Here is a 19,320-nt window from a genome sequence, read left to right on the forward strand (position 1 = left end):
CGTCAGATCACTGCGAGCGTTGCAAGCGAGAGGATCAGGGCAGGGAGCATGACGATGGCACCGATCCTTAAGAAGGCCAGTGCGCCGATATGGAGCCCCTCGCGACGAAGGGCGGCGAGCCAGAGGATGGTGGCAAGCGAGCCGGTTACCGAAAGGTTCGGGCCGAGATCGACGCCGATCAACACCGCGCCGGCGATGGAATCGGGAACATGGGCCGCCTGCACCGCGCTGCCTGCGAAAAGGCCGGCTGGCAAATTGTTGACGAGGTTGGAGACGATCGCGACCGAAAAACCGGCGGCCCCGATCGCCTGCGTCTGGGATTGTGCGGCAATGGATGCGAGCCTTTCGGACAGAAGCGTGGTCAGGCCGGTATGATTGACCGCTTCAACGATCACGAAGAGGCCTGCCACCAGGGGCAATACGCTCCAGCTTATGCCGCGTACCGTCTCCATCGGGCTTTGCCGCGTGAGTGCGAGAATGATCACCGTCGTGATGACGCCTGCGGCAAATGTCGGCATTCCGAGGTCGAAATTCATGGCCGATGCAGCGATCAGCACGAGGGCAGTGACCACAAGTCCCCATCCGGCCAGCCGGGCCGTCTGTGAAAGCGAAGGCTGCCCGACATCTCGTGCGATCGTGTCTTCGGCAAGCGCGCGTCTTTGTGTCCAATAGAGGCAGGCGAAGGTCGCGATGATCGAGACGATCGAAGGCAGAAGGAAGGTCTGCATCCATCGGGACAGAGGCGGCATTTCGCCGCCGGCAAAGATAACGAGATTGGCCGGGTTGGAGATCGGCAGCACGAAGCTGGCGGCATTGGCGATGAAGGCGCAGATCAGCAGGTAAGGCATCGGGTCCTTCACCCGCGCCGCGCGGCATGCGGCATAAACAGCCGGCGTGAGCACCACGGCGGTGGCGTCGTTCGACAAAAAGACCGTGACGACGATGCCAACGCCATAGACAAGTACGAACAGTCTGCGCGGTGAACCCTTGGCATGTGAGGTGGCGATGGCGGCGACCCAGTCGAAAAGCCCTTCGCGCCGTGCCAGCTCCGACAGAAGCATCATGCCGATCAGAAACAGATAGACATCGAAACCTTTGGAAATGCCCGCCCAAACGTCCGCCGGGCCGATCAGCCGGAAGGCGAGGAGAACCGCCGCGCCGAGAACCGCCCAGATCGCTTCGGGCCAGCGGAACGGGCGTGCAACGACACCTAAGGCCGTCAGGCCGGCAATACTCCAGGTGATGGCGGATTCAGTCATTCAGCTCGTCTTGATATCGAAAGGGAGCGGATATGTAGCATTGCAGCGCTGGGGCGCAAACGGTAATTTCGGCGCGGCCTTCAGGGAAACCGTGAGACGGACGACTTCGCCCGAGGCTACGCCTTTTTCGTTCCGGTCCCTTTCGCAGCAGTATCATGTGATTTGTCGGCGCGCTCGACGAGGACCGAGCATTCCGCATGCCGGATGACATGTTCGACAGTCGAGCCGAAGATGCGGTCGAGAATATCGGACGCATGGGTTGCAAGCACGATGAGATCGGCCTTCTGCTCCTGCGCGACCGTCAGCAAGGTTCTCGATGCCGTGCCGGTGCGGACTTCTATCGACGCGGTAATGCCGAGGCGCTTGCACAGCGCATCGAGCTTGTCTTCCGCTTCCTTGATGACGGACACGGCCCAACTGTCCGGGCTCTCGCTGCCCGAGGGAAAACGCTCGATCACATGAACCACGATCAGTTCCCCGCCCGGTGACAGAAGAGCGTGGGAGGTGCGCAATAGACGTTCAGCGCGCTCGCGGGATCCCAGCCCTATCGCGCAGATGATTTTCTCGTACATTCCACTCTCCCTATAGTCCACGCAGAAGCCATCGGTAACTCTGTCTGCGATCGCGGCGGCCGTCACCGACAGTATGACGCTTGCTCGTTGATTCGGCGATATCGTTAGCCGAGTGGAGCCTTTTGGCCGCTGTCCGTGCGTTCAATGGCCGCGTGCTTCGGCATTTGCACAGATTTAATCTCATCTCTTCCCAGAACGGAGCACATGTTCGGATTGCTGCATTGCAAAATGGCAGGGCGCCTGTCACCTGGATGCTGTCGTAACTTGACCTCAGGAATATCATTGGCTTCTGCGTCAATCTGCCATGGTCGGATAGGTGCCCTGCGACATCCTGCACGCTTTTGCGCACTGCACAATTCGTTTTAGAACCATTTCGCGAATAACTTGCTGTGGGCTCAACCCTTCGGCGAGACGGCTCCTGCTATTCTTGTCGCTGACAAGAGGCAGAAAGCCAGTCATATTGGGGCTCCGATATCGTCGATTGCGGCAAGTGCGTTCTGGGTTCGACGAAGACCAAGGTGTCTGCGATGCAGACACGTCGGTCATCATATGTCGGCGGACCCTCCTTGATGGCACAGTATGGGAAAGGACGGGCTCACGTGACAGCTTCCTCCGCCACCGATGGAATATTGGAAAGAGGCAAGGCCGCAAATCCCGCTTCGATGGGGAGCCCAGCCGCTGCAGGCGGCGTAGCTGGTCGGACGACCGAAAACTGTCGCGGTCTCGGTCTGGCTTCGGCACTGCAATGTCTGTCGTCGCTCGGTTGGATCGGGCAGGCGGCGATGCTCGCCGTCGGCGTGGGTGCGATCGGCCAAGGCGGCGGTGCTGCCGATGTCGCGGCCCCTGCAGCGGTCGTTGTCGGTATTGGCGTTCTGCGCGCTGGATTGGATGCGGCCGGTGGTCGGCTGGCATTTGGGGCCGCGCGCCGCGAGTTGAGTCTCCGGCGCGCCGCCGCGACCAAGGCGCTTGCACTGCGCTCGCCGCTCGACAGCGGCCGGCCGGCATCAGGCCTGGCGGCGAGCATCCTGGGCGAGCAGGCGGAGGCGATCGTTCCCTATCTCGCGCGGTTTCGCCCGGTCCGGGTGAAGGCGAGTGTCGTGCCGCTGGTCATGCTCGCCTGCATCTTGCCGATCTCATGGCTCGCCGCCTTGATCCTGACGCTCTGCGCGCCACTCATCCCGATTTTCATGGCGCTGATCGGCTGGCGCGCCAAGGCTGCCAGCGAAAAGCAGCTTGCCGAAACCGGCGGCATCAATGCCTTTCTGCTTGACCGCCTGCGCGGCCTCGCGACCATCCGTGCGCTCGACGCCGTCGATGTGACGGCGCAGCGCCTGCGTGCTGACGCGGAGTCGTTGCGGGTCCGGACCATGGCGGTGTTGAGGATCGCCTTCCTGTCTTCGGCGGTGCTCGAATTCTTCGCCGCTCTCGGCGTTGCCGCAACGGCCGTTTATGTCGGTTTCAGCCTGCTGGGCTCGATCGGAATCGGCACTTGGGACGGCCGTCTTACTCTGACACAAGGGCTGTTCATTCTGCTGCTTGCGCCGGCCTTTTTCGAGCCGCTGCGCGAATTGTCTGCCGTCTGGCATGACCGCGCCGGCGGCGAGGCGGCACTTTCGGCTCTCAAGGAGTTGACCTCGCCGCAGCAAACGATCGTCGGTGGCAGCGATCGGCAGACGTCGGCTTTCATTAGCAATATGTCGGTCGAGATCGAGGGGCTGGTCTTCCGGCATGGACTGGAACGCGATGTGGCGATCGATCATTTCGATCTGAAGGTCGCGCCGGGAGAACACGTGGCGCTGTGGGGCGCAAGCGGCTCAGGCAAGACCACGCTCCTGTCGCTGATTGCCGGTCTCGCCCGGCAGGATGCCGGTGTCATCCGGATCGGGGGCATTCCGCTGCGTGACGAGACCGCGGATGCACTGCGTCGCCGCATGGCCTGGATCGGCCAGCAGCCACACGTTTTTGCCGGCAGCGTGAAGCGCAATATCGCCCTCGGACGCTCGGGCATCGATGCTGCCGCCATCGCCGAGGCTCTGGAAGGCGTTGCTCTCGATCGCGTCTTTACGCCGGAACGGGTGTCGGCGGTCGGCGAGGGAGGGCTTGGCCTTTCCGGCGGCGAGGCGCTGCGACTGGCATTGGCCCGCATGATGGTCGACGACGGCGCAGACATTATTCTCGCCGACGAACCGACCGCGCATCTGGACGCACAAACCGCCGCTGCCGTGACGGATGCGCTGCTCGCACTCGCTGAGGGGCGGGTCCTGATCGTGGCGACGCATGATCCGGTGCTGGTGGCGCGGATGCACCGCGTCGTCCGACTTGGCGAGCGGGGAGGGAAGGTGGCGGCATGATGCGCTCACTCAAAATTCTGCTTCCGCTTATTGCTCTGTTCTGGCGCGAGCGTGGTGCAAGCCTGGCCCTTGGCGCTGCACTCTCCGTGCTGGCGATGCTTGCCGGCGGCGGATTGCTGGGATTGTCCGGCTGGTTCATCACCGCTTCGGCCTTTGCCGGCTTGACCGTTGCAACTGCCGCGGTCTTCGATGTCTTTGCGCCTTCGGCCGGCATACGCATGCTTGCGATCGGCCGCACGGCCGCCCGCTATGGCGAACGGCTCGTCACCCATGATGCGACGCTGAGGGTTCTCGCGGCCCTTCGCGAGCGGCTGTTCCGCGGCTGGGCCGAGCCGGCTGCCGCAGCGGCGATGATCCGCCGACCGGCGAAGCTGCTGTTCCGGTTGACGAATGATGTCGATGCGCTCGATTCCCTATATCTGCGCGTACTGGTGCCAGCCGTCGTCGCCGTCCTTGCCGCCATCGCCGTCACGATCGCCCTTAGCTTCATCGATCCGTGGCTTGGGCTGATAGCCGGAACATGGCTCATTACGCTCTGTCTCGGTCTATCGCTCGCAGCCGGACGTCTGGCGCTGAAGCCGGGCCGCCGTCGCGCCCATGCGATGGAAGCACTGCGCGCACGCGCCATCGATCTTGTCGCCGGCCAGACCGATCTCGCAATGGCCGGGCAATTGCAGTCGCAGCGAGCCGCGATTGCGGATGCCGACGCGCGGTTGGCCAGGGCCGATAATGATCTGAACCGCATCGATAGCGCCGTCGCAACCGGTTTCTCGCTTGGCGCGACCCTGTTGTTAACCGCCACGCTTTTGACTGTCGCCCTTCTTGCCAAACAGGGGACGATCGGTGCGCCCGCGGCAGCCTTTGCGTTGCTCATTGCCTTTGCCGCAACCGAACCGTTTGCGGCAATGAGGCGAGGAGCTCTCGAGTTCGGGCGAACCTTGCTTGCCGCAAGACGCATCGCGCCGCCGCTGAATCCGGCCGCAGTTCGGCTGGAACCCACCGAACAGCAGGCAGGCCATGCATTCCAGCTTGCCGGCGTGGTAGCCGGTCATGATGAAGCTCATCCTGTCTTGAAGGACGTCTCTCTGTCGCTTTCCGTCGGCGAGCGGCTGGCGATCGTTGGGCAGAGCGGTGTTGGCAAATCGACATTGCTGGCCCTGCTCGCTGGCGAGATCATTGCTGCCGGCGGTTCGGTGGCGAGCCTGCGTGCGGCAACGCTGACCCAGCGTACAGAGCTGTTTCAGGATACTGTACGGGACAATCTAAAACTCGCGGACCCTCATGCCGACGACAACCGGTTACGCGGCGCGCTCGCTGCGGCTGGCCTGCTTGAGGACATCGAAGCACTGCCGCACGGCCTTTCGACCCGTCTCGGCGAAGGCGGTGGCGGCTTGTCCGGCGGCCAGCTTCGCCGGCTGGCGCTCGCAAGACTTCTGCTGCGCGATGCCCCGCTCTGGCTGCTCGACGAGCCGACGGAAGGCCTCGATGCCACGACGGCCCGGACTGTGCTTGAGCGACTGGCCTCGGTTGCCGACGGACGCAGCCTCGTCATCGCCACGCATATTCGTCGAGAGGCCGCCTTGGCAGACCGCATTGTGCTTCTCGAGGGCGGACGCATAACCGCCAGCGCGCAGCGCGACACACCGGAATTCGAAATGCTCCTCGACCGGCTGCGGCCGGATTGAGGGGTACCCAACATGCCCGCGACGCGTCGAATGGCGTCGCATTCCTGTCAGACACACCGTAGGGGGTGGGAGAAAGACTATGGAACTCGATATCGTGGCGCTGTCGCGCCTGCAGTTTGCCATGACGGCGCTGTATCACTTCTTATTTGTACCATTGACGCTCGGTCTTTCCGTGCTGCTTGCCATCATGGAGACGACCTATGTCATGACCGGCCGCCAAATCTGGCGACAGATGACGAAGTTCTGGGGGACGCTCTTCGGCATCAACTTCGTGCTCGGCGTTGCAACCGGCATCGTGATGGAATTTCAGTTCGGCATGAACTGGAGCTATTACAGCTATTATGTCGGCGACATCTTCGGCGCCCCTCTGGCGATCGAAGGGCTGATGGCCTTCTTCCTCGAGGCGACCTTTGTCGGCCTGTTCTTCTTCGGCTGGGACAAGCTGTCCAAGGTCGGCCACCTGATCGCCACCTGGGCGGTGGCGCTGGGATCGAACTTCTCGGCGCTGTGGATCCTGATCGCCAATGGCTGGATGCAGAATCCGGCAGGCTCGGCGCTCAACCCGCAGACCATGCGCATGGAGATCGTCAGCTTCCTCGATGTCCTGTTCAACCCCGTAGCGCAGGCGAAGTTCGTTCATACCGTCTCGGCCGGCTACGTCTGTGCCTCGGTCTTCGTGCTCGGCGTTTCGGCCTGGTATCTCGTCAATGGCCGCAACATCGAGCTTGCGAAGCGCTCGATGACGGTGGCCGCATCTTTCGGCCTTGCCTCGGCACTTTCTGTGGTCGTGCTGGGCGACGAGAGCGGTTATCTCACGACCGAGCATCAGAAGATGAAGCTCGCGGCGATCGAGGCCATGTGGAAGACCGAGCCGGCGCCGGCCGCCTTCACCGCCTTCGGCTTTCCGGACCAGGATGCCCGCGAAACCCACTATGCCATCCATATCCCCTGGGCCATGGGTCTGATCGGCACACGATCGCTGACGACGGAAATCGCCGGCATCGACAAGCTCGAAGCACAGGCCAAGGACCATATTCGTCAGGGCATCAAGGCTTATGATGCACTGATGAAGATCCGCGCGGCCAAGCCGGCAGCGCCGGGCGAGCCTTCGCAGGACGTCGCCACTGCGCGCACTTCCTTCGAGGATATCGGCCATGAACTCGGCTACGCGCTGCTTTTGAAGCGCTATGTCGACGATCCGCGCCAGGCAACCGAAGAGCAGATCGCAAAGGCCGCCCGCGATACCATTCCGCATGTGCCGACGCTCTTCTGGTCCTTCCGCATCATGGTCGGCCTCGGCATATTCTTCATCCTGCTGATGACGGTCTTCTTCTGGCTCTCGGCGCGGCGGAAACTCGATCGATATCCAGCCCTGTTGCGGATTGCGGCCTTCGCCATCCCGTTGCCATGGGTCGCGATCGAACTGGGCTGGGTGGTTGCAGAATTCGGCCGCCAGCCATGGATCATCGAAGGCGTACTGCCGACGGCGGCGGCCGTCTCCAATCTCGGCGCCGGCACGGTGCTGCTCACCATCCTCGGCTTTGCCGCGCTTTACACGGTCCTCATCGTCATCGAGATGACGCTGATGATCAAGGCGATCCGCAAAGGTTCCGAACCGGATGACGAGCCGGAGGCCAAGCTGATTTCCGAAAACCTCGTTCCGGCTGCGGAGTGACCTGCCATGATCCTGCATGAACTGATCGACTACGAAACCCTGCGCATCATCTGGTGGCTGCTTCTCGGCGTGCTTTTGATCGGCTTTGCCGTCACCGATGGTTTCGACCTCGGCGTCGGTGCGCTGCTGCCATTCGTCGCAAAGACCGATACGGAGCGGCGCATCGCCATCAATTCGATCGGCGCGACCTGGGAGGGAAATCAGGTCTGGCTGATCCTCGGGGGCGGCGCCATCTTCGCCGCCTGGCCACCGCTTTATGCCGTGTCCTTCTCCGGCTTCTACCTCGCCATGTTCGCCATCCTCTTCGCACTGATCCTCCGGCCGGTTGCCTTCAAATACCGCTCCAAGCGCGATAGCGTCGGCTGGAAGGCCGGCTGGGATTGGGCATTGTTCATCGGCGGCTTCGTTCCGTCGCTGATCTTCGGCGTCGCCGTCGGCAATGTGCTGCAGGGCGTGCCCTTCCGCTTCGACGACGATATGCGCATCTATTACGAGGGATCGTTCTTCGCGCTTCTGAACCCCTATGCTCTCCTTTGCGGCCTTTTGTCAGTCGCCATGCTCGTCATGCATGGCGCCGCCTGGCTGCAGGTGAAGACCGACGGCACGGTTGCCGAACGCGCTCGCAGCTTTGGCACTTTGGCGGCTTTAGCGGCCATCGTGCTCTTTGCGCTCGGTGGCCTGTTCCTGTGGATGGGCATCGACGGCTATCGCATCGCAAGCGCGATCGATGCCAATGGGCCGTCCAATCCGTTGCTGAAGACGGTAGAGCATAGTGCGGGGGCATGGCTTGCCAACTACAGTGCCCATCCGTGGATGATGATCGCCCCGGTTCTCGGCTTCATCGGTGCGGCGGCAGCCCTGCTTGCGATGCTGGGCCGGCGCGAAATCGCCGGACTGCTCTTCAGCAAACTTGCCATCTTCGGCATCATCTCGACAGTGGGACTGTCGATGTTTCCGTTCCTCTTGCCGTCCTCGCTCGATCCCCGCTCGAGCCTGACCGTTTGGGATGCATCGTCCAGCCACCTGACGCTGTTCATCATGCTTGTCGTCACCATCATCTTTCTGCCGATGATCCTGGCTTACACCGCGTGGGTCTATCGCGTGCTGTGGGGCAAGGTCGACGAGGAGACGGTCAACGACAAGAGCGGTCACGCCTACTGATCCTAAGGGAGATTTCCTATGTGGTACTTTGCCTGGCTTCTCGGCTTTCCTCTCGCGGCGGCATTCGCCGTCCTCAACGCCATGTGGTACGAACTCATGGACGATCAAGCAAAGGCGAAAGCGGCAGCTCGCACTCAAGAAAAATGAGTTGCATGGCCGTTGTTTGAAGGCTTTCTGCCAGATAAACGGCACGCCGGCTCCAGCCGGCGTGCCGTTTATCGTCCGAATGGTTTCCTTCCATCGGGCCCGGCATCCCGTGAAACGAAATCCTATCATCATCCATTCAATTGCAGCCGCCCGCCAAAAGATGGTGGCGAACATTTTGCCTTCTCGGAGCTATCGCGCCGATCCCCTCAGCTTCAATATCTGGCTGCCCTTGGGCAATGGCTGGACGCGGGCCACCTTTGCCAGCCATATGCGCAATGCGGGCATCGGCGTTCTCGCAAGCGATGCTTTCACGGTAGACGGCACGGTGCCCGAAGCCGTGCGGGTCTGCCTCGGCGGCCCGATAAGTCGCGAGGCTTTGAAGGGGGCGTTGGACTTCCTGGCGCATGCAATGGAGGGACCGCCGGAAATGGCGGCATCGTTCTTTTAGAGTTCAACTGCAATTCGCTGCCGATCCTGACGGAGCGTAAGCTTCAGCTCGGTGGTAATCTTGCATCGCTCGCCGAGCGACCGCCTGCGTCACTCTGGCAGGTGGACTCGTTGCATGCATTCATTGTAACTATATTGAATGCATGCAATATCCATATTGATCGCATGTCTAGGAATGTTGATTGAGGAGCGATGCCGCCATGGAAACTGAATATCCACCGCTGAGCCCGGTTCAGACCGGTCTTCGTTGCCGCTGCCCCCGTTGCGGACAAGGGCGCTTGTTCGACGGGTTTCTGACGCTGCGAAAACAATGCGAAGCGTGTGGCCTCGACTATTCCTTTGCCGATCCCGCCGATGGGCCTGCTTTCTTCGTCATCTGTTTTGCCTGCATTCCGAGCGTGCTTCTCGGCGTATGGCTGGAGGTTGCCTTCTCGGCGCCGATCTGGGTTCAGTTCCTGGTGACGGGGCCATTCATGCTGGCGACCTGCATTCCACCGCTGCGGCCGCTCAAGGGGTGGCTGGTTGCCAGCCAGTATTTCTACAAGGCCGAGGAGGGCAAGCTCGTTCGTTTGCCCGCGACGGATATGCCGCACACGGCGAAGTGAGCACTGGCAATCCCCGCGCAAACCGAAGCGGGCCGTCTGCCGGCATGCAGATCATCGGCTGAATGCTGCCGGCCGCGGCGGTTGCAGATGCTTGAAGTATCAGGCCAGCAAGCCCGACCGGGCTTTTCCGGGCTCAAAAGCAATATCTTCATTGATCGCCTTTGACGGACACAGTCCTGCAAGACTTCCCCCGCTGGATATTGCCTATCTACATGTTCACTTGACGGATATCCTACAAGTTCATAGGATCATTGCCGATCTCTATGGGAGTCCAGTTCTATGGTCGGGAAAGTAATGCAGCCTTTGACGCGCGCGCCATTGCTGCATGTCTCCGTGCAGGAAAGCCTGCGCAATTACATCGTGGATAACGCCATTCAGGCCGGTACGATGTTGCCGGCCGAAGGTGAGCTCGCCGTGCAATTGGGTGTCAGCCGCAATTCCCTGCGCGAAGGCATCAAGGCGCTGGAATCCCTCGGTGTACTAGAGACGCGCCGCGGCATCGGCATCTTCGTCAAGGCCTTCTCCTTCGCCCCGCTGCTCGACAATCTCGCCTATGGGCTCGGCGATGCGCTGCGGCACATGGAGGAGGTGCTGGAAATCCGCCGCACGCTCGAAGTCGGCCTGATCGGCAAGACCCTCGAGATGATCGGGCCCGAGGATCTGGCCGAGCTGCGCGCGACCACCGACCGAATGCGCGCCCATGCCGAGCGTGGCGAGCCTTTTGCCGAAGACGACCAGCTGTTTCACCGGCTGCTGTTTCGCTGCCAGGGCAACGAGACATTCGTTCGTCTGATCGATGTGTTCTGGCTCGCCTTCTACAAGGCGTCCCGCTTTTTCGATCTGGAGAATATCGATCCCATGGCCACCTGGCGTGACCATGAGGCGATCGTCGATGCACTGGAATCCAAAAATCTCAAGGAGGTGCGCATGCGCCTCGACCGCCACTACGAGGGAATTTCGCAGGTGATCGCCAACAACAAGAAAGAATAGCGACCACAAACAAGGGAGGAGGATTGCAATGAGGAAAGCTTTTCATCTGCCGGCAATCGCGTTGGGAGCGCTGCTGTCGGCCACCGCAGTACCGGCCATGAGTGGCATGGCTGCGCCTGCCACCGCCGCAACCATGTCGGGCGGTTTCGATGTCGGTCCCGGTGGTTTTCAAGGCAACTTCAATCCGCTGGCGGCAACCGCCGGTCTCACTTGGCTCAGTACCTATTTCGAGCCTCTGGTCAGCTACGACGAAAAGCTGCAGAAGATCGTCGGCGTGCTTGCTTCCTCCTATGAGGTGAGCCCGGATCAACTGACCTATACGTTCAAGCTTGCCGATGCCAAGTGGCATAACGGCAAGGCTTTTACGGCCAAGGACGCCAAGTTCACCATCGATCTTGCAGCCAACGCCAAGACCGGCTCGATCTTTGCTGCCCGCTTTAAACTGCTGTCATCGGTCGAGACGCCTGACGATCATACGCTTGTCATCAAGCTTTCCGCGCCTTCCGCGAGCCTGCTCGATACGCTGGCCAAGATCATGGTGCTGCCTGAGCACGCGCTCGCCGCCGTGCCCGTCGATCAGCTTGCAAAGAGCACTTGGTGGTCGACCTCGCCGATCGGGACGGGGCCGTTCAAATTCGTCAAATATGTGCAGGATCAATATGTGGAGCTGACAGCCAATCCCGACTATCGCGGCGGCAAGCCCGTTCTCGATCGGCTGATCAACCGCTATTTCGCCAATCCGGCCGCGGCGATCTCGGCGCTGCGGGCAGGCGAGATCCAGTTCACCTATGTCGATTCCAACGATGTGCCGACCTTCAAGGACGACAAGTCCTTCCGGGTCATCGAGGGCGATTCCTTCGTGGTCAATTATCTTGGTTTCAACCAGGATTCGCCGCTGTGGAAGGATCTTCGCGTCCGGCAGGCCGTCATGCACGCCATCAATCGCGATGCGATCATCAAGAGCCTGTATGGCGGCGCAGCAAAATCGGCCAATTGCGCTTATGTCGCCAATCAGCTGGTTCCGGACGGCATCGAAGCCTATCCCTACGATCCGGCCAAGGCCAAGCAATTGCTCGATGCGGCCGGCTGGGACAAGATCAACGGCGGCAAGCCGATCACCTTACTGACCTATTACAACACGCCGCTTGCGACGAACGTATTGGCGGCCGTGCAGGCCATGCTGGCGCAGGTCGGCATCAATGTCGTGCCGCGCGCCGTCGATGCGCCGACCTATAATGGCATCGTGCTGAACCCCAATGCCGACGTATCGCAATTCCAGCTCGTCTACGCCGGCCTGCAGAACGGACCGGATCCAAGCAATATCAATACCGGGCTCAACGAAAAGCAGATCCCGCCGGCGGGCGCCAATGTGGTGCGCGCGCGCATGCCCGATCTGACCGAGGCGCTCGATGCGGCGATTGCCGAAACGGACGCCGGCAAGCGTGATCAGCGCTACCAGGATGTCTGCAAGGTCATGAACAAGGATCTGCCCTGGGCGACCATGTGGGTGGCCAACCGCTATGGCGTGGTTTCGTCCAAGGTGAAGGATTTCATATGGACACCGGCGCCCGGCGGCGGGCCATACATCGCGCATCCGGAAGCGTGGAAGCTCTCAAACTAGGTTTTGAGCCGGCCGCAGGCTCTGTGGCCGGCGCCTTCCTCGACACATAGGTTCGATATGCTTCACTATGGTCTCAAGCGTCTGGTAGTCGGCATCGGCATGCTCATAGCCTTGAGCGTGCTGGTCTTTGTGTTGCTGCGGCTGACGCCTGGCGATCCGATCGATGCCTATATCGATCCGAGCACGCCTCTGTCTCCCGCAGCCATGGCCGATCTGCGTGAGCGGCTCGGGCTGGATCGGCCGCTGCCGCTGCAATATGTCGGCTGGCTGCAGCAGGCTCTGCAGGGCAATCTCGGTTATTCCGTCAAGCGGCTGGATCAGCCTGTCTTGACGCTCGTGCTGTCCCGCATCGGTCCGACGGTGCTGCTGATGGGCTCTGCCCTGATCATGGCGATCGTCGCCGGCATTGTCGCTGGCGTCATCGGTGCCGTCAGGCGCAATTCGGTCACGGATATCTCGCTCTCCGTACTGGCGCTCGCCGGCATATCGAGCCCGGCCTTTCTGAGCGCGCTTCTTGGTCTTTATATCTTTGCCGTGCGTCTCGGCTGGCTGCCCTCGGGTGGCATGCTGACGCCCGGCGAGGACTTTTCCATCAGCGACCTGCTTTGGCATCTCATCCTGCCGGCCGCACTTCTGGCGATCGCGCAAGCCGCGCTCATCATGCGCTATATGCGCGCTTCGCTGCTGGAGGTCCTCAACCAGGATTATGTGCGCACGGCGCGGGCCAAGGGCGTGTTCGAGTTCTGGGTGATCGTCAAGCATGCCCTGCGCAATGCGCTCCTGCCTGTCGTCACCGTCATCGGCTCGACCATAGGGCTGGCGATCGGTGGTGCGATCTTCGTCGAAAGCGTCTTCAACTGGCCAGGCATGGGCCTGCTGCTCGTCGATGCGGTCACGTCGCGCGATTATCCCGTCATCATGGGGGCGACGCTCGTCATCGGCGCCTGCGTCATCATCGTCAACCTGCTGACGGATCTCGCCTATGCGGTGATCGATCCGCGCATCAAGGTGGGTTGAGCGATGCTGGCGCGAACCGAACGACCAAGCCATGGGCCACTTGCCCGGGCATTCGATCGCTTCCGGCTGAACGGGGCTGCCCTTTTCGGCGTCTGCATCGCCGTGCCCATGCTGCTGCTGATCGTCACCTATCCGCTTTGGTGGCGGTTCCAGCCCAACGACATCGATCTCCTGGCCATGAACGCGCCACCCAATGCGACGCACTGGTTCGGAACGGACGGCGTCGGGCGCGATGTCTTTGCCAGAGTGCTTGAAGGCGGCCGTATATCGCTGATGGTCGCGGCAGGTTCCACAGTCATTTCGGCCATTATTGGCTTTCTGTTCGGCTTCGTGTCTGCCTTTGCCGGCCGCTGGGCGGATGCGCTCAGCATGCGCTTCGTCGATCTGGTCATGACCTTGCCGCCGGTGATCTTCCTGCTGGTGCTGGCCTCCATCACCGGCACGGGCATTTTGCCGACGATAACAGTCATATCGCTGCTGTCCTGGCCGTTATTGGCCCGCATGGTGCGTTCCAGGCTGCTGGAACTGCGCGAACGCGATTTCGTCACCGCTGCGCGCGGCATGGGGGCAGGGCTGCCGCACATGCTGCTGCGCCACGGCATGCCGAACTGCATCGATATTCTGGTGGTCTACGCCACGACGCAGGTCGCCAATGCGATCCTCTTGGAGGCCGGGCTTTCCTTTCTCGGGCTCGGCATTGCACCGCCCGCGGCGAGCTGGGGCAATATGCTGAATACGGCCCGATCCACAGCCGTTCTTGAACAATATCCCTGGCAATGGCTGTTTCCCGGCGCCGCGCTGGTGCTTGCCGTCCTTGCCATCAATTTCATCGGCGACGGGCTGAGGGATGCCTTCGATCCGCGCGCCGAGCTTCGTTGAACCCAAGAAAGAAAGAGACAATGAGCAAATTCAAGGGCGTGGTGCCTCCCGTCGTAACGCCGCTGAACGACGATTTCACGGTGGATTACCCATCCTATACGAGGGTGCTGGAGCATCTCATTGATGGCGGCTGCCACGGCGTCTTCGTGCTGGGCTCCACCAGCGAAGTCGTCTTTCACGACGAAAAGACGCGGCGCGAGATTATCGAGCATTCCGCCAAGGTCGTGAACGGTCGCGTGCCGTTGCTGGTCGGCGTCATCGACCCCACGACCGACCGCGTGATCGCGCATTCGAAAATCGCAAAAGAGATCGGTGCCGACGCCGTCGTCGTCACCGCTCCCTTCTATACCGTGACCAGCCAGTCAGAGATATTGGACCATTTCCGCTATATTCGGGATGCCGTCGATGTACCGCTCGTCGCCTATGACATCCCGGTCTGTGTGCACGTGAAGCTGCAGCGCCAGACCGTGGTCGCCCTCGCAAAAGAGGGGACCATCATCGGATTGAAGGATTCCAGCGGCGACGACGGCAATTTCCGCTATGCGCTGCTCGATCTTGCCGATCACAAGGATATCTTCCTGATGACGGGCTCCGAAATCGTCGTCGACAATGCGCTTCTGATGGGCGCGCATGGCATGGTGCCCGGCATCGCCAATGTCGATCCGCATGGCTATGTGCGGCTGTGGGATGCCGCACAGCGTGGCGACTGGGCGGCGGCCCGGCGCGAGCAGGAAAGGCTTTGCCGCCTGTTCGAGATCGTCTGGGTCGCGCAGGGGCGCGTCAGCGGCGGTGCCGCCGGCATCGGTGCCTTCAAGGCAGCGATGAAAAGTCTCGGCATCATCGATACCGCTATCATGCCCCGTCCGCGCGCGGCGCTGAATGCGGAGGAAACGGCCAGGATCGATGCGATCCTGAAGAATACGGGGCTGTTGTAGGTATGATGATGGTGGCTGCCCAACCCGTTCTCGATATCAGGGGCCTCACGACCGTCTTCCGTACCCGCGGCGGCGAGTTGACCGCTGTCAGAGATATCGACCTGACCATCGACGCGGGCGAGACGCTGGCGCTGGTCGGCGAATCCGGCTCGGGCAAGTCGGTGACGAGCCTTTCGGTGATGCGGCTGCTGACGCGTAATGTCGGGAGGATCGCAGCCGGCAGCATCAGGCTGCGGGGCAGGCAGGGTATCGTCAGCGATCTTGCGGCGTTGGACGACAGCCGTATGCGCGAGATCCGCGGCGGCGATATCGGCATGGTATTTCAGGAGCCGATGTCGAGCCTCAATCCGGTGCTGACAATCGGCGATCAGATTGCCGAGCCGATCCGCATTCATCGGGGGGCAGATCGTGCCACCGCGATGCGTGAGGCGATCGCGCTGCTGGAAAACGTCGGAATTCCCGATGCGCAACGCCGCGTCAGGCAATATCCGCATGAACTATCCGGCGGGATGCGCCAGCGCGCGACCATTGCCATGGCACTTGCCTGCGATCCCGTGCTTTTGATCGCAGACGAGCCGACGACGGCGCTCGACGTCACGATACAGGCGCAGATCCTCGATCTCCTGCAGCGACTACAGCGGGAGCGCGGCATGGCGATCCTCTTCGTCACGCATAATCTCGGTGTGGTGGCAGAGATCGCCGATTGCGTCGCCGTCATGTATGCCGGCCGGATCGTCGAGGAGGGGCCGACGGAAGCCGTGTTCCGCAATCCGAGGCATCCCTATACACGCGGCCTTTTGGCCTCCATGCCGCGGCTTGGCGAGGCGACACGGATGCGGCAGGCCGGAGAGCCGCTATACGCCATTCCCGGTGCCGTGCCGAGCCTGATGCGAATGCCATCCGGCTGCGCCTTCGCGCCGCGTTGCGCCCATGCGATCGAGGCTTGCAGCGCAACGGTGCCGTCCCTCGAGGCCGTCGACGCAAGCCATGCGAGCCGCTGCATCCGCTGGCGGGAGATTTAGATGACGGAAGCGCTCGTCTCCGTTCGGGATCTTGCCAAGGATTATGTGTCCCGCGGTGCAAGGCTTTCCATCCTTCGTGATATCTCCTTCGACATCGGGAGAGGCGAAGTGGTGGGTCTCGTCGGCGAATCCGGCAGCGGCAAGACGACGATCGGCAGGTCCATCCTGCGGCTGGTCGAGCCATCGGCTGGCAGCGTGCGCTTCGACGGCACGGAACTGACCAGGCTCGGCGCCGGCGGTCTGAGGCGCATGCGGCCGCGCATGCAGTATATTTTCCAGGATCCTTTCGCCAGTCTGTCGCCGCGCATGACCATCGGCGAGATCCTGACCGAGGGGCTGAAGATCCAGCGCATCGGGGGCCGTATCGATCGGCTGGATCGCGCGCGGGCGGCGCTCGAACAGGTGGATCTGCCGGCGGACGCCATCAATCGCTATGCCCACGAATTCTCAGGCGGCCAGCGCCAGCGGATCGGCATTGCGCGCGCACTTGCGCTCGGGCCGGAGTTTCTGGTCGCCGACGAACCCGTCTCGGCACTGGATGTCTCCATCCAGGCGCAGGTCATCAATCTGCTGCGCGACCTACAGCAACGCCTCGCGCTTACCATGCTGTTCATCTCGCATGATCTTGCCGTGGTCGAATATCTCTGTGATCGCGTCATCGTGCTTTATCTCGGGCGGATCATGGAGATTGCCGCAAGCGCTGATCTCTACGCCAGACCGCGACATCCCTATACGCGCGCTTTGCTGTCAGCCATCCCGTCGCCGGACCCGGATCGCAGGCGTAACAGGCAAATTCTGAAGGGCGATATTCCGAGCCCGGCAAACCCGCCAAGTGGCTGTGTCTTCCGAACGCGCTGCCTCTTCGCGCTCGACGCCTGCGCGACGACAGTTCCGCAATTGCGGGAGGTCGCGCCGGGGCAGTTCAAGGCCTGTATTCGCGACGATCTCGATTGATCCCGCTTTCGGGCTCATACGGGTCTCGCTATGCGGTTGGCTATGCCGCACTGCACATTTGACCAAACGGGCCGCCTTTGATGTCAAAAAAGTATCGGTTGGACGTACAAGGCGTAGTAGCGGCGGGCGGCTATGAGGGGTAGGGTTACCACATAAAAGATGCGATGGCCTCTGGGAGGAGGCGCCGTAACCGTAACGAATGCGGACGGACGAAAGGAGGTTTGCCGATGAATCCCGATTTGGAAGTGGTCGCGATCGGCAGCGGAGAATCCTTCAAAGCGTGGGAGCACGGTTATCCCTACCGCACGGTTCGCTGGCATTTTCATCCCGAATATGAAATCCACCATGTCGTCGCGACAACAGGCCAATATTTCATCGGTGACTTCATCGGCGAGTTCGAGCCCGGCAATCTGGTGCTGACAGGACCGAACCTCCCGCATAATTGGGTGAGCGACGTACCGGTCGGCGTCACCCTGCCGTTGCGCTGCCGCGTCCTGCAATTTTCCGAATCCTTCTTTGCCGATGCGAGCAAGGTCTTCCCGGAACTGTCGGCCTGCGCCGGCATTCTTGAGACGAGCCGCCGCGGTGCGCTCTTCACGCCTGAGACGGCTGTCATCGTTGGCCCGATCCTCGGCGAGCTGGTAGAGGCGTCGGGCATCCGCCGCATCGAGCTCTTCATGAATATTCTCGACGCTATGAGCCGCGCTGAAGGTACGCGCACGCTCGCCAGCGCCGGTTATCAGCCGGATCCCTCAGGCTTCATGTCGGCGGGCGTCAACCAGGCGCTGGCTTACATCAATGCACATCTCACCGAGCCGTTCAGTGAGTGCGATCTGGCCGAATTGACCGGTCAAAGCCCAAGCGCCTTCTCGCGCAGCTTCCGCCGCCATACCGGCATGGCGCTGGTGCAGTATGTCAATCGGCTGCGCATCAACTTCGCCTGTCATCTTTTGATGAGCAAGGCCGAGATGACGATCACCGACATCTGCTTTGCGGCAGGCTTCAACAATATCTCGAACTTCAATCGGCGTTTTCTGGATCAGAAGGGCATGGCGCCCTCCCGGTTCAGGTCGCTCTTGGCACAGCACGCACGCGCGGTGGAGGCCGCCTAACACAAGGGAGGACAGGGAGGAGAGACAAAATTCAGGGCGAGCGAACGGGCAGGCATCTCTGCCGTCCGAAGGAGAAGGCTTGTCCGAAATTACCGTCGCGTCGGTCTGAGATCGCCTTCGGCGACGCATCAACAAGAGCATCGCGTGCGGACAGCCGCGATGATCGAGGGAAACCATTACCACTTGGAACGGAGAAATTCCAATGAACCATTTCGCACTGAAAATCGCCGGCATAACCGCGCTTGCGGTCGGTCTTCTGGCCGGCACTTCCGCCTTCGCGCAATCCGCCAAGGTGACGGACGCAACCGTCGCCTTCCTGATGCCCGACCAGAGCTCGACGCGCTATGAGGAGCACGATTTCCCTGGTTTCCAGGCCGAGATGAAGAAGCTCTGCGCCGGTTGCAAGGTCATCTACCAGAACGCCAATGGCGATGCCTCGCGTCAGCAGCAGCAGTTCAATTCGGCGATCTCGCAGGGTGCGAAGGCAATCGTGCTCGACCCGGTGGACTCGACGGCCGCCGCATCATTGGTGAAGCTCGCGCAGAGCCAGGGCGTGCGCGTCATCGCCTATGACCGGCCCATCCCGTCGGCGGCCGCCGACTACTACGTGTCCTTCAACAATGAAGAGATCGGCAAGATGATCGCCAAGTCACTGGTCGATCATTTGAAGGCGAAGGGCGTGAAGGCTGGCGATGGCGGCCTTCTCGAAATCAATGGCTCGCCGACCGATGCTGCTGCCGGCCTGATCAAGAAGGGCATCCATGCCGGTCTGGCCGACGGCGGCTATCCGGTGCTGGCCGAATTCGACACGCCGGAATGGGCACCGCCAAAGGCGCAGCAATGGGCAAGCGGCCAAATCACCCGCTTCGGCAAGAAGATCCTCGGTGT

At 61.5% G+C, this 19,320-nt stretch carries 17 protein-coding genes and 1 pseudogene; 16 read left to right on the forward strand and 2 right to left on the reverse strand.

Going from position 1 to position 19,320, the window contains the following annotated elements; genetic code table 11:
- Nucleotides 1-2: 2 nt before the first annotated feature.
- Together PH552_RS08755 and PH552_RS08760 are read right to left on the reverse strand one after the other, a co-directional pair.
- Nucleotides 3-1,259 (reverse strand): arsenic transporter, encoded by a 1,257-nt coding sequence (locus PH552_RS08755; RefSeq protein WP_112344926.1) that lies wholly within the window; start codon nt 1,257-1,259, stop codon nt 3-5.
- 116 nt (nt 1,260-1,375) lie between these two features.
- A complete protein-coding gene (locus PH552_RS08760) occupies nt 1,376-1,831 on the reverse strand; it encodes a universal stress protein (protein ID WP_112344927.1) in 456 nt (151 codons plus the stop codon).
- Between the two features lie 662 nt (nt 1,832-2,493).
- Between PH552_RS08760 and cydD the strand changes: the two genes are divergently transcribed.
- From cydD to PH552_RS08840, 16 genes and pseudogenes are all read left to right on the forward strand, one after another.
- The gene (cydD, locus tag PH552_RS08765; RefSeq protein WP_113250407.1) at nt 2,494-4,182 is read left to right on the forward strand and encodes a thiol reductant ABC exporter subunit CydD; all 1,689 of its coding nucleotides are present in this window, start codon (nt 2,494-2,496) and stop codon (nt 4,180-4,182) included.
- Nucleotides 4,179-5,867, forward strand: a complete 1,689-nt coding sequence (gene cydC / locus PH552_RS08770) for a thiol reductant ABC exporter subunit CydC (protein ID WP_112344929.1) — start codon at nt 4,179-4,181, stop codon at nt 5,865-5,867. Before cydD ends, cydC begins: the two co-directional genes overlap by 4 nt.
- 79 nt (nt 5,868-5,946) lie before the next feature.
- Complete coding sequence (locus PH552_RS08775; RefSeq protein WP_285165827.1) at nt 5,947-7,542, forward strand: cytochrome ubiquinol oxidase subunit I; 1,596 nt, start codon at nt 5,947-5,949, stop codon at nt 7,540-7,542.
- 6 nt (nt 7,543-7,548) lie between these two features.
- The gene (cydB, locus tag PH552_RS08780) at nt 7,549-8,703 is read left to right on the forward strand and encodes a cytochrome d ubiquinol oxidase subunit II (protein WP_112344931.1); all 1,155 of its coding nucleotides are present in this window, start codon (nt 7,549-7,551) and stop codon (nt 8,701-8,703) included.
- Between the two features lie 18 nt (nt 8,704-8,721).
- Nucleotides 8,722-8,850, forward strand: a complete 129-nt coding sequence (gene cydX, locus PH552_RS08785) for a cytochrome bd-I oxidase subunit CydX (RefSeq protein WP_112344932.1) — start codon at nt 8,722-8,724, stop codon at nt 8,848-8,850.
- A 130-nt stretch (nt 8,851-8,980) separates the two neighbouring features.
- A pseudogene (locus PH552_RS08790) lies at nt 8,981-9,298 on the forward strand (PLP-dependent aminotransferase family protein); the annotation flags it as partial.
- A 199-nt stretch (nt 9,299-9,497) separates the two neighbouring features.
- The gene (locus PH552_RS08795; protein WP_112344933.1) at nt 9,498-9,902 is read left to right on the forward strand and encodes a DUF983 domain-containing protein; all 405 of its coding nucleotides are present in this window, start codon (nt 9,498-9,500) and stop codon (nt 9,900-9,902) included.
- 279 nt (nt 9,903-10,181) lie between these two features.
- Nucleotides 10,182-10,892, forward strand: coding sequence for a FadR/GntR family transcriptional regulator (locus tag PH552_RS08800; RefSeq protein ID WP_112344934.1), 711 nt, complete (start codon nt 10,182-10,184; stop codon nt 10,890-10,892).
- Nucleotides 10,893-10,920: 28 nt separating this feature from the next.
- Nucleotides 10,921-12,513 (forward strand): ABC transporter substrate-binding protein, encoded by a 1,593-nt coding sequence (locus PH552_RS08805; RefSeq protein ID WP_285165829.1) that lies wholly within the window; start codon nt 10,921-10,923, stop codon nt 12,511-12,513.
- 57 nt (nt 12,514-12,570) lie between these two features.
- Nucleotides 12,571-13,530 (forward strand): ABC transporter permease, encoded by a 960-nt coding sequence (locus PH552_RS08810; protein ID WP_112345211.1) that lies wholly within the window; start codon nt 12,571-12,573, stop codon nt 13,528-13,530.
- 3 nt (nt 13,531-13,533) lie between these two features.
- Complete coding sequence (locus tag PH552_RS08815; RefSeq protein WP_112344936.1) at nt 13,534-14,409, forward strand: ABC transporter permease; 876 nt, start codon at nt 13,534-13,536, stop codon at nt 14,407-14,409.
- Nucleotides 14,410-14,429: 20 nt separating this feature from the next.
- Nucleotides 14,430-15,344 (forward strand): dihydrodipicolinate synthase family protein, encoded by a 915-nt coding sequence (locus tag PH552_RS08820; RefSeq protein ID WP_113250406.1) that lies wholly within the window; start codon nt 14,430-14,432, stop codon nt 15,342-15,344.
- 5 nt (nt 15,345-15,349) lie between these two features.
- Complete coding sequence (locus PH552_RS08825; RefSeq protein ID WP_112345212.1) at nt 15,350-16,366, forward strand: ABC transporter ATP-binding protein; 1,017 nt, start codon at nt 15,350-15,352, stop codon at nt 16,364-16,366.
- Complete coding sequence (locus tag PH552_RS08830; protein ID WP_112344938.1) at nt 16,367-17,320, forward strand: ABC transporter ATP-binding protein; 954 nt, start codon at nt 16,367-16,369, stop codon at nt 17,318-17,320. It begins immediately after the preceding gene.
- 227 nt (nt 17,321-17,547) lie between these two features.
- Complete coding sequence (locus PH552_RS08835; protein WP_112344939.1) at nt 17,548-18,432, forward strand: AraC family transcriptional regulator; 885 nt, start codon at nt 17,548-17,550, stop codon at nt 18,430-18,432.
- 202 nt (nt 18,433-18,634) lie between these two features.
- A partial coding sequence (locus PH552_RS08840) for a substrate-binding domain-containing protein (protein ID WP_285165833.1) occupies nt 18,635-19,320 on the forward strand: 686 nt, incomplete at its 3' end.

The sequence above is a fragment of the Rhizobium aureum genome, assembly GCF_030182495.1.
Lineage (GTDB): Bacteria > Pseudomonadota > Alphaproteobacteria > Rhizobiales > Rhizobiaceae > Rhizobium > Rhizobium tropici_C.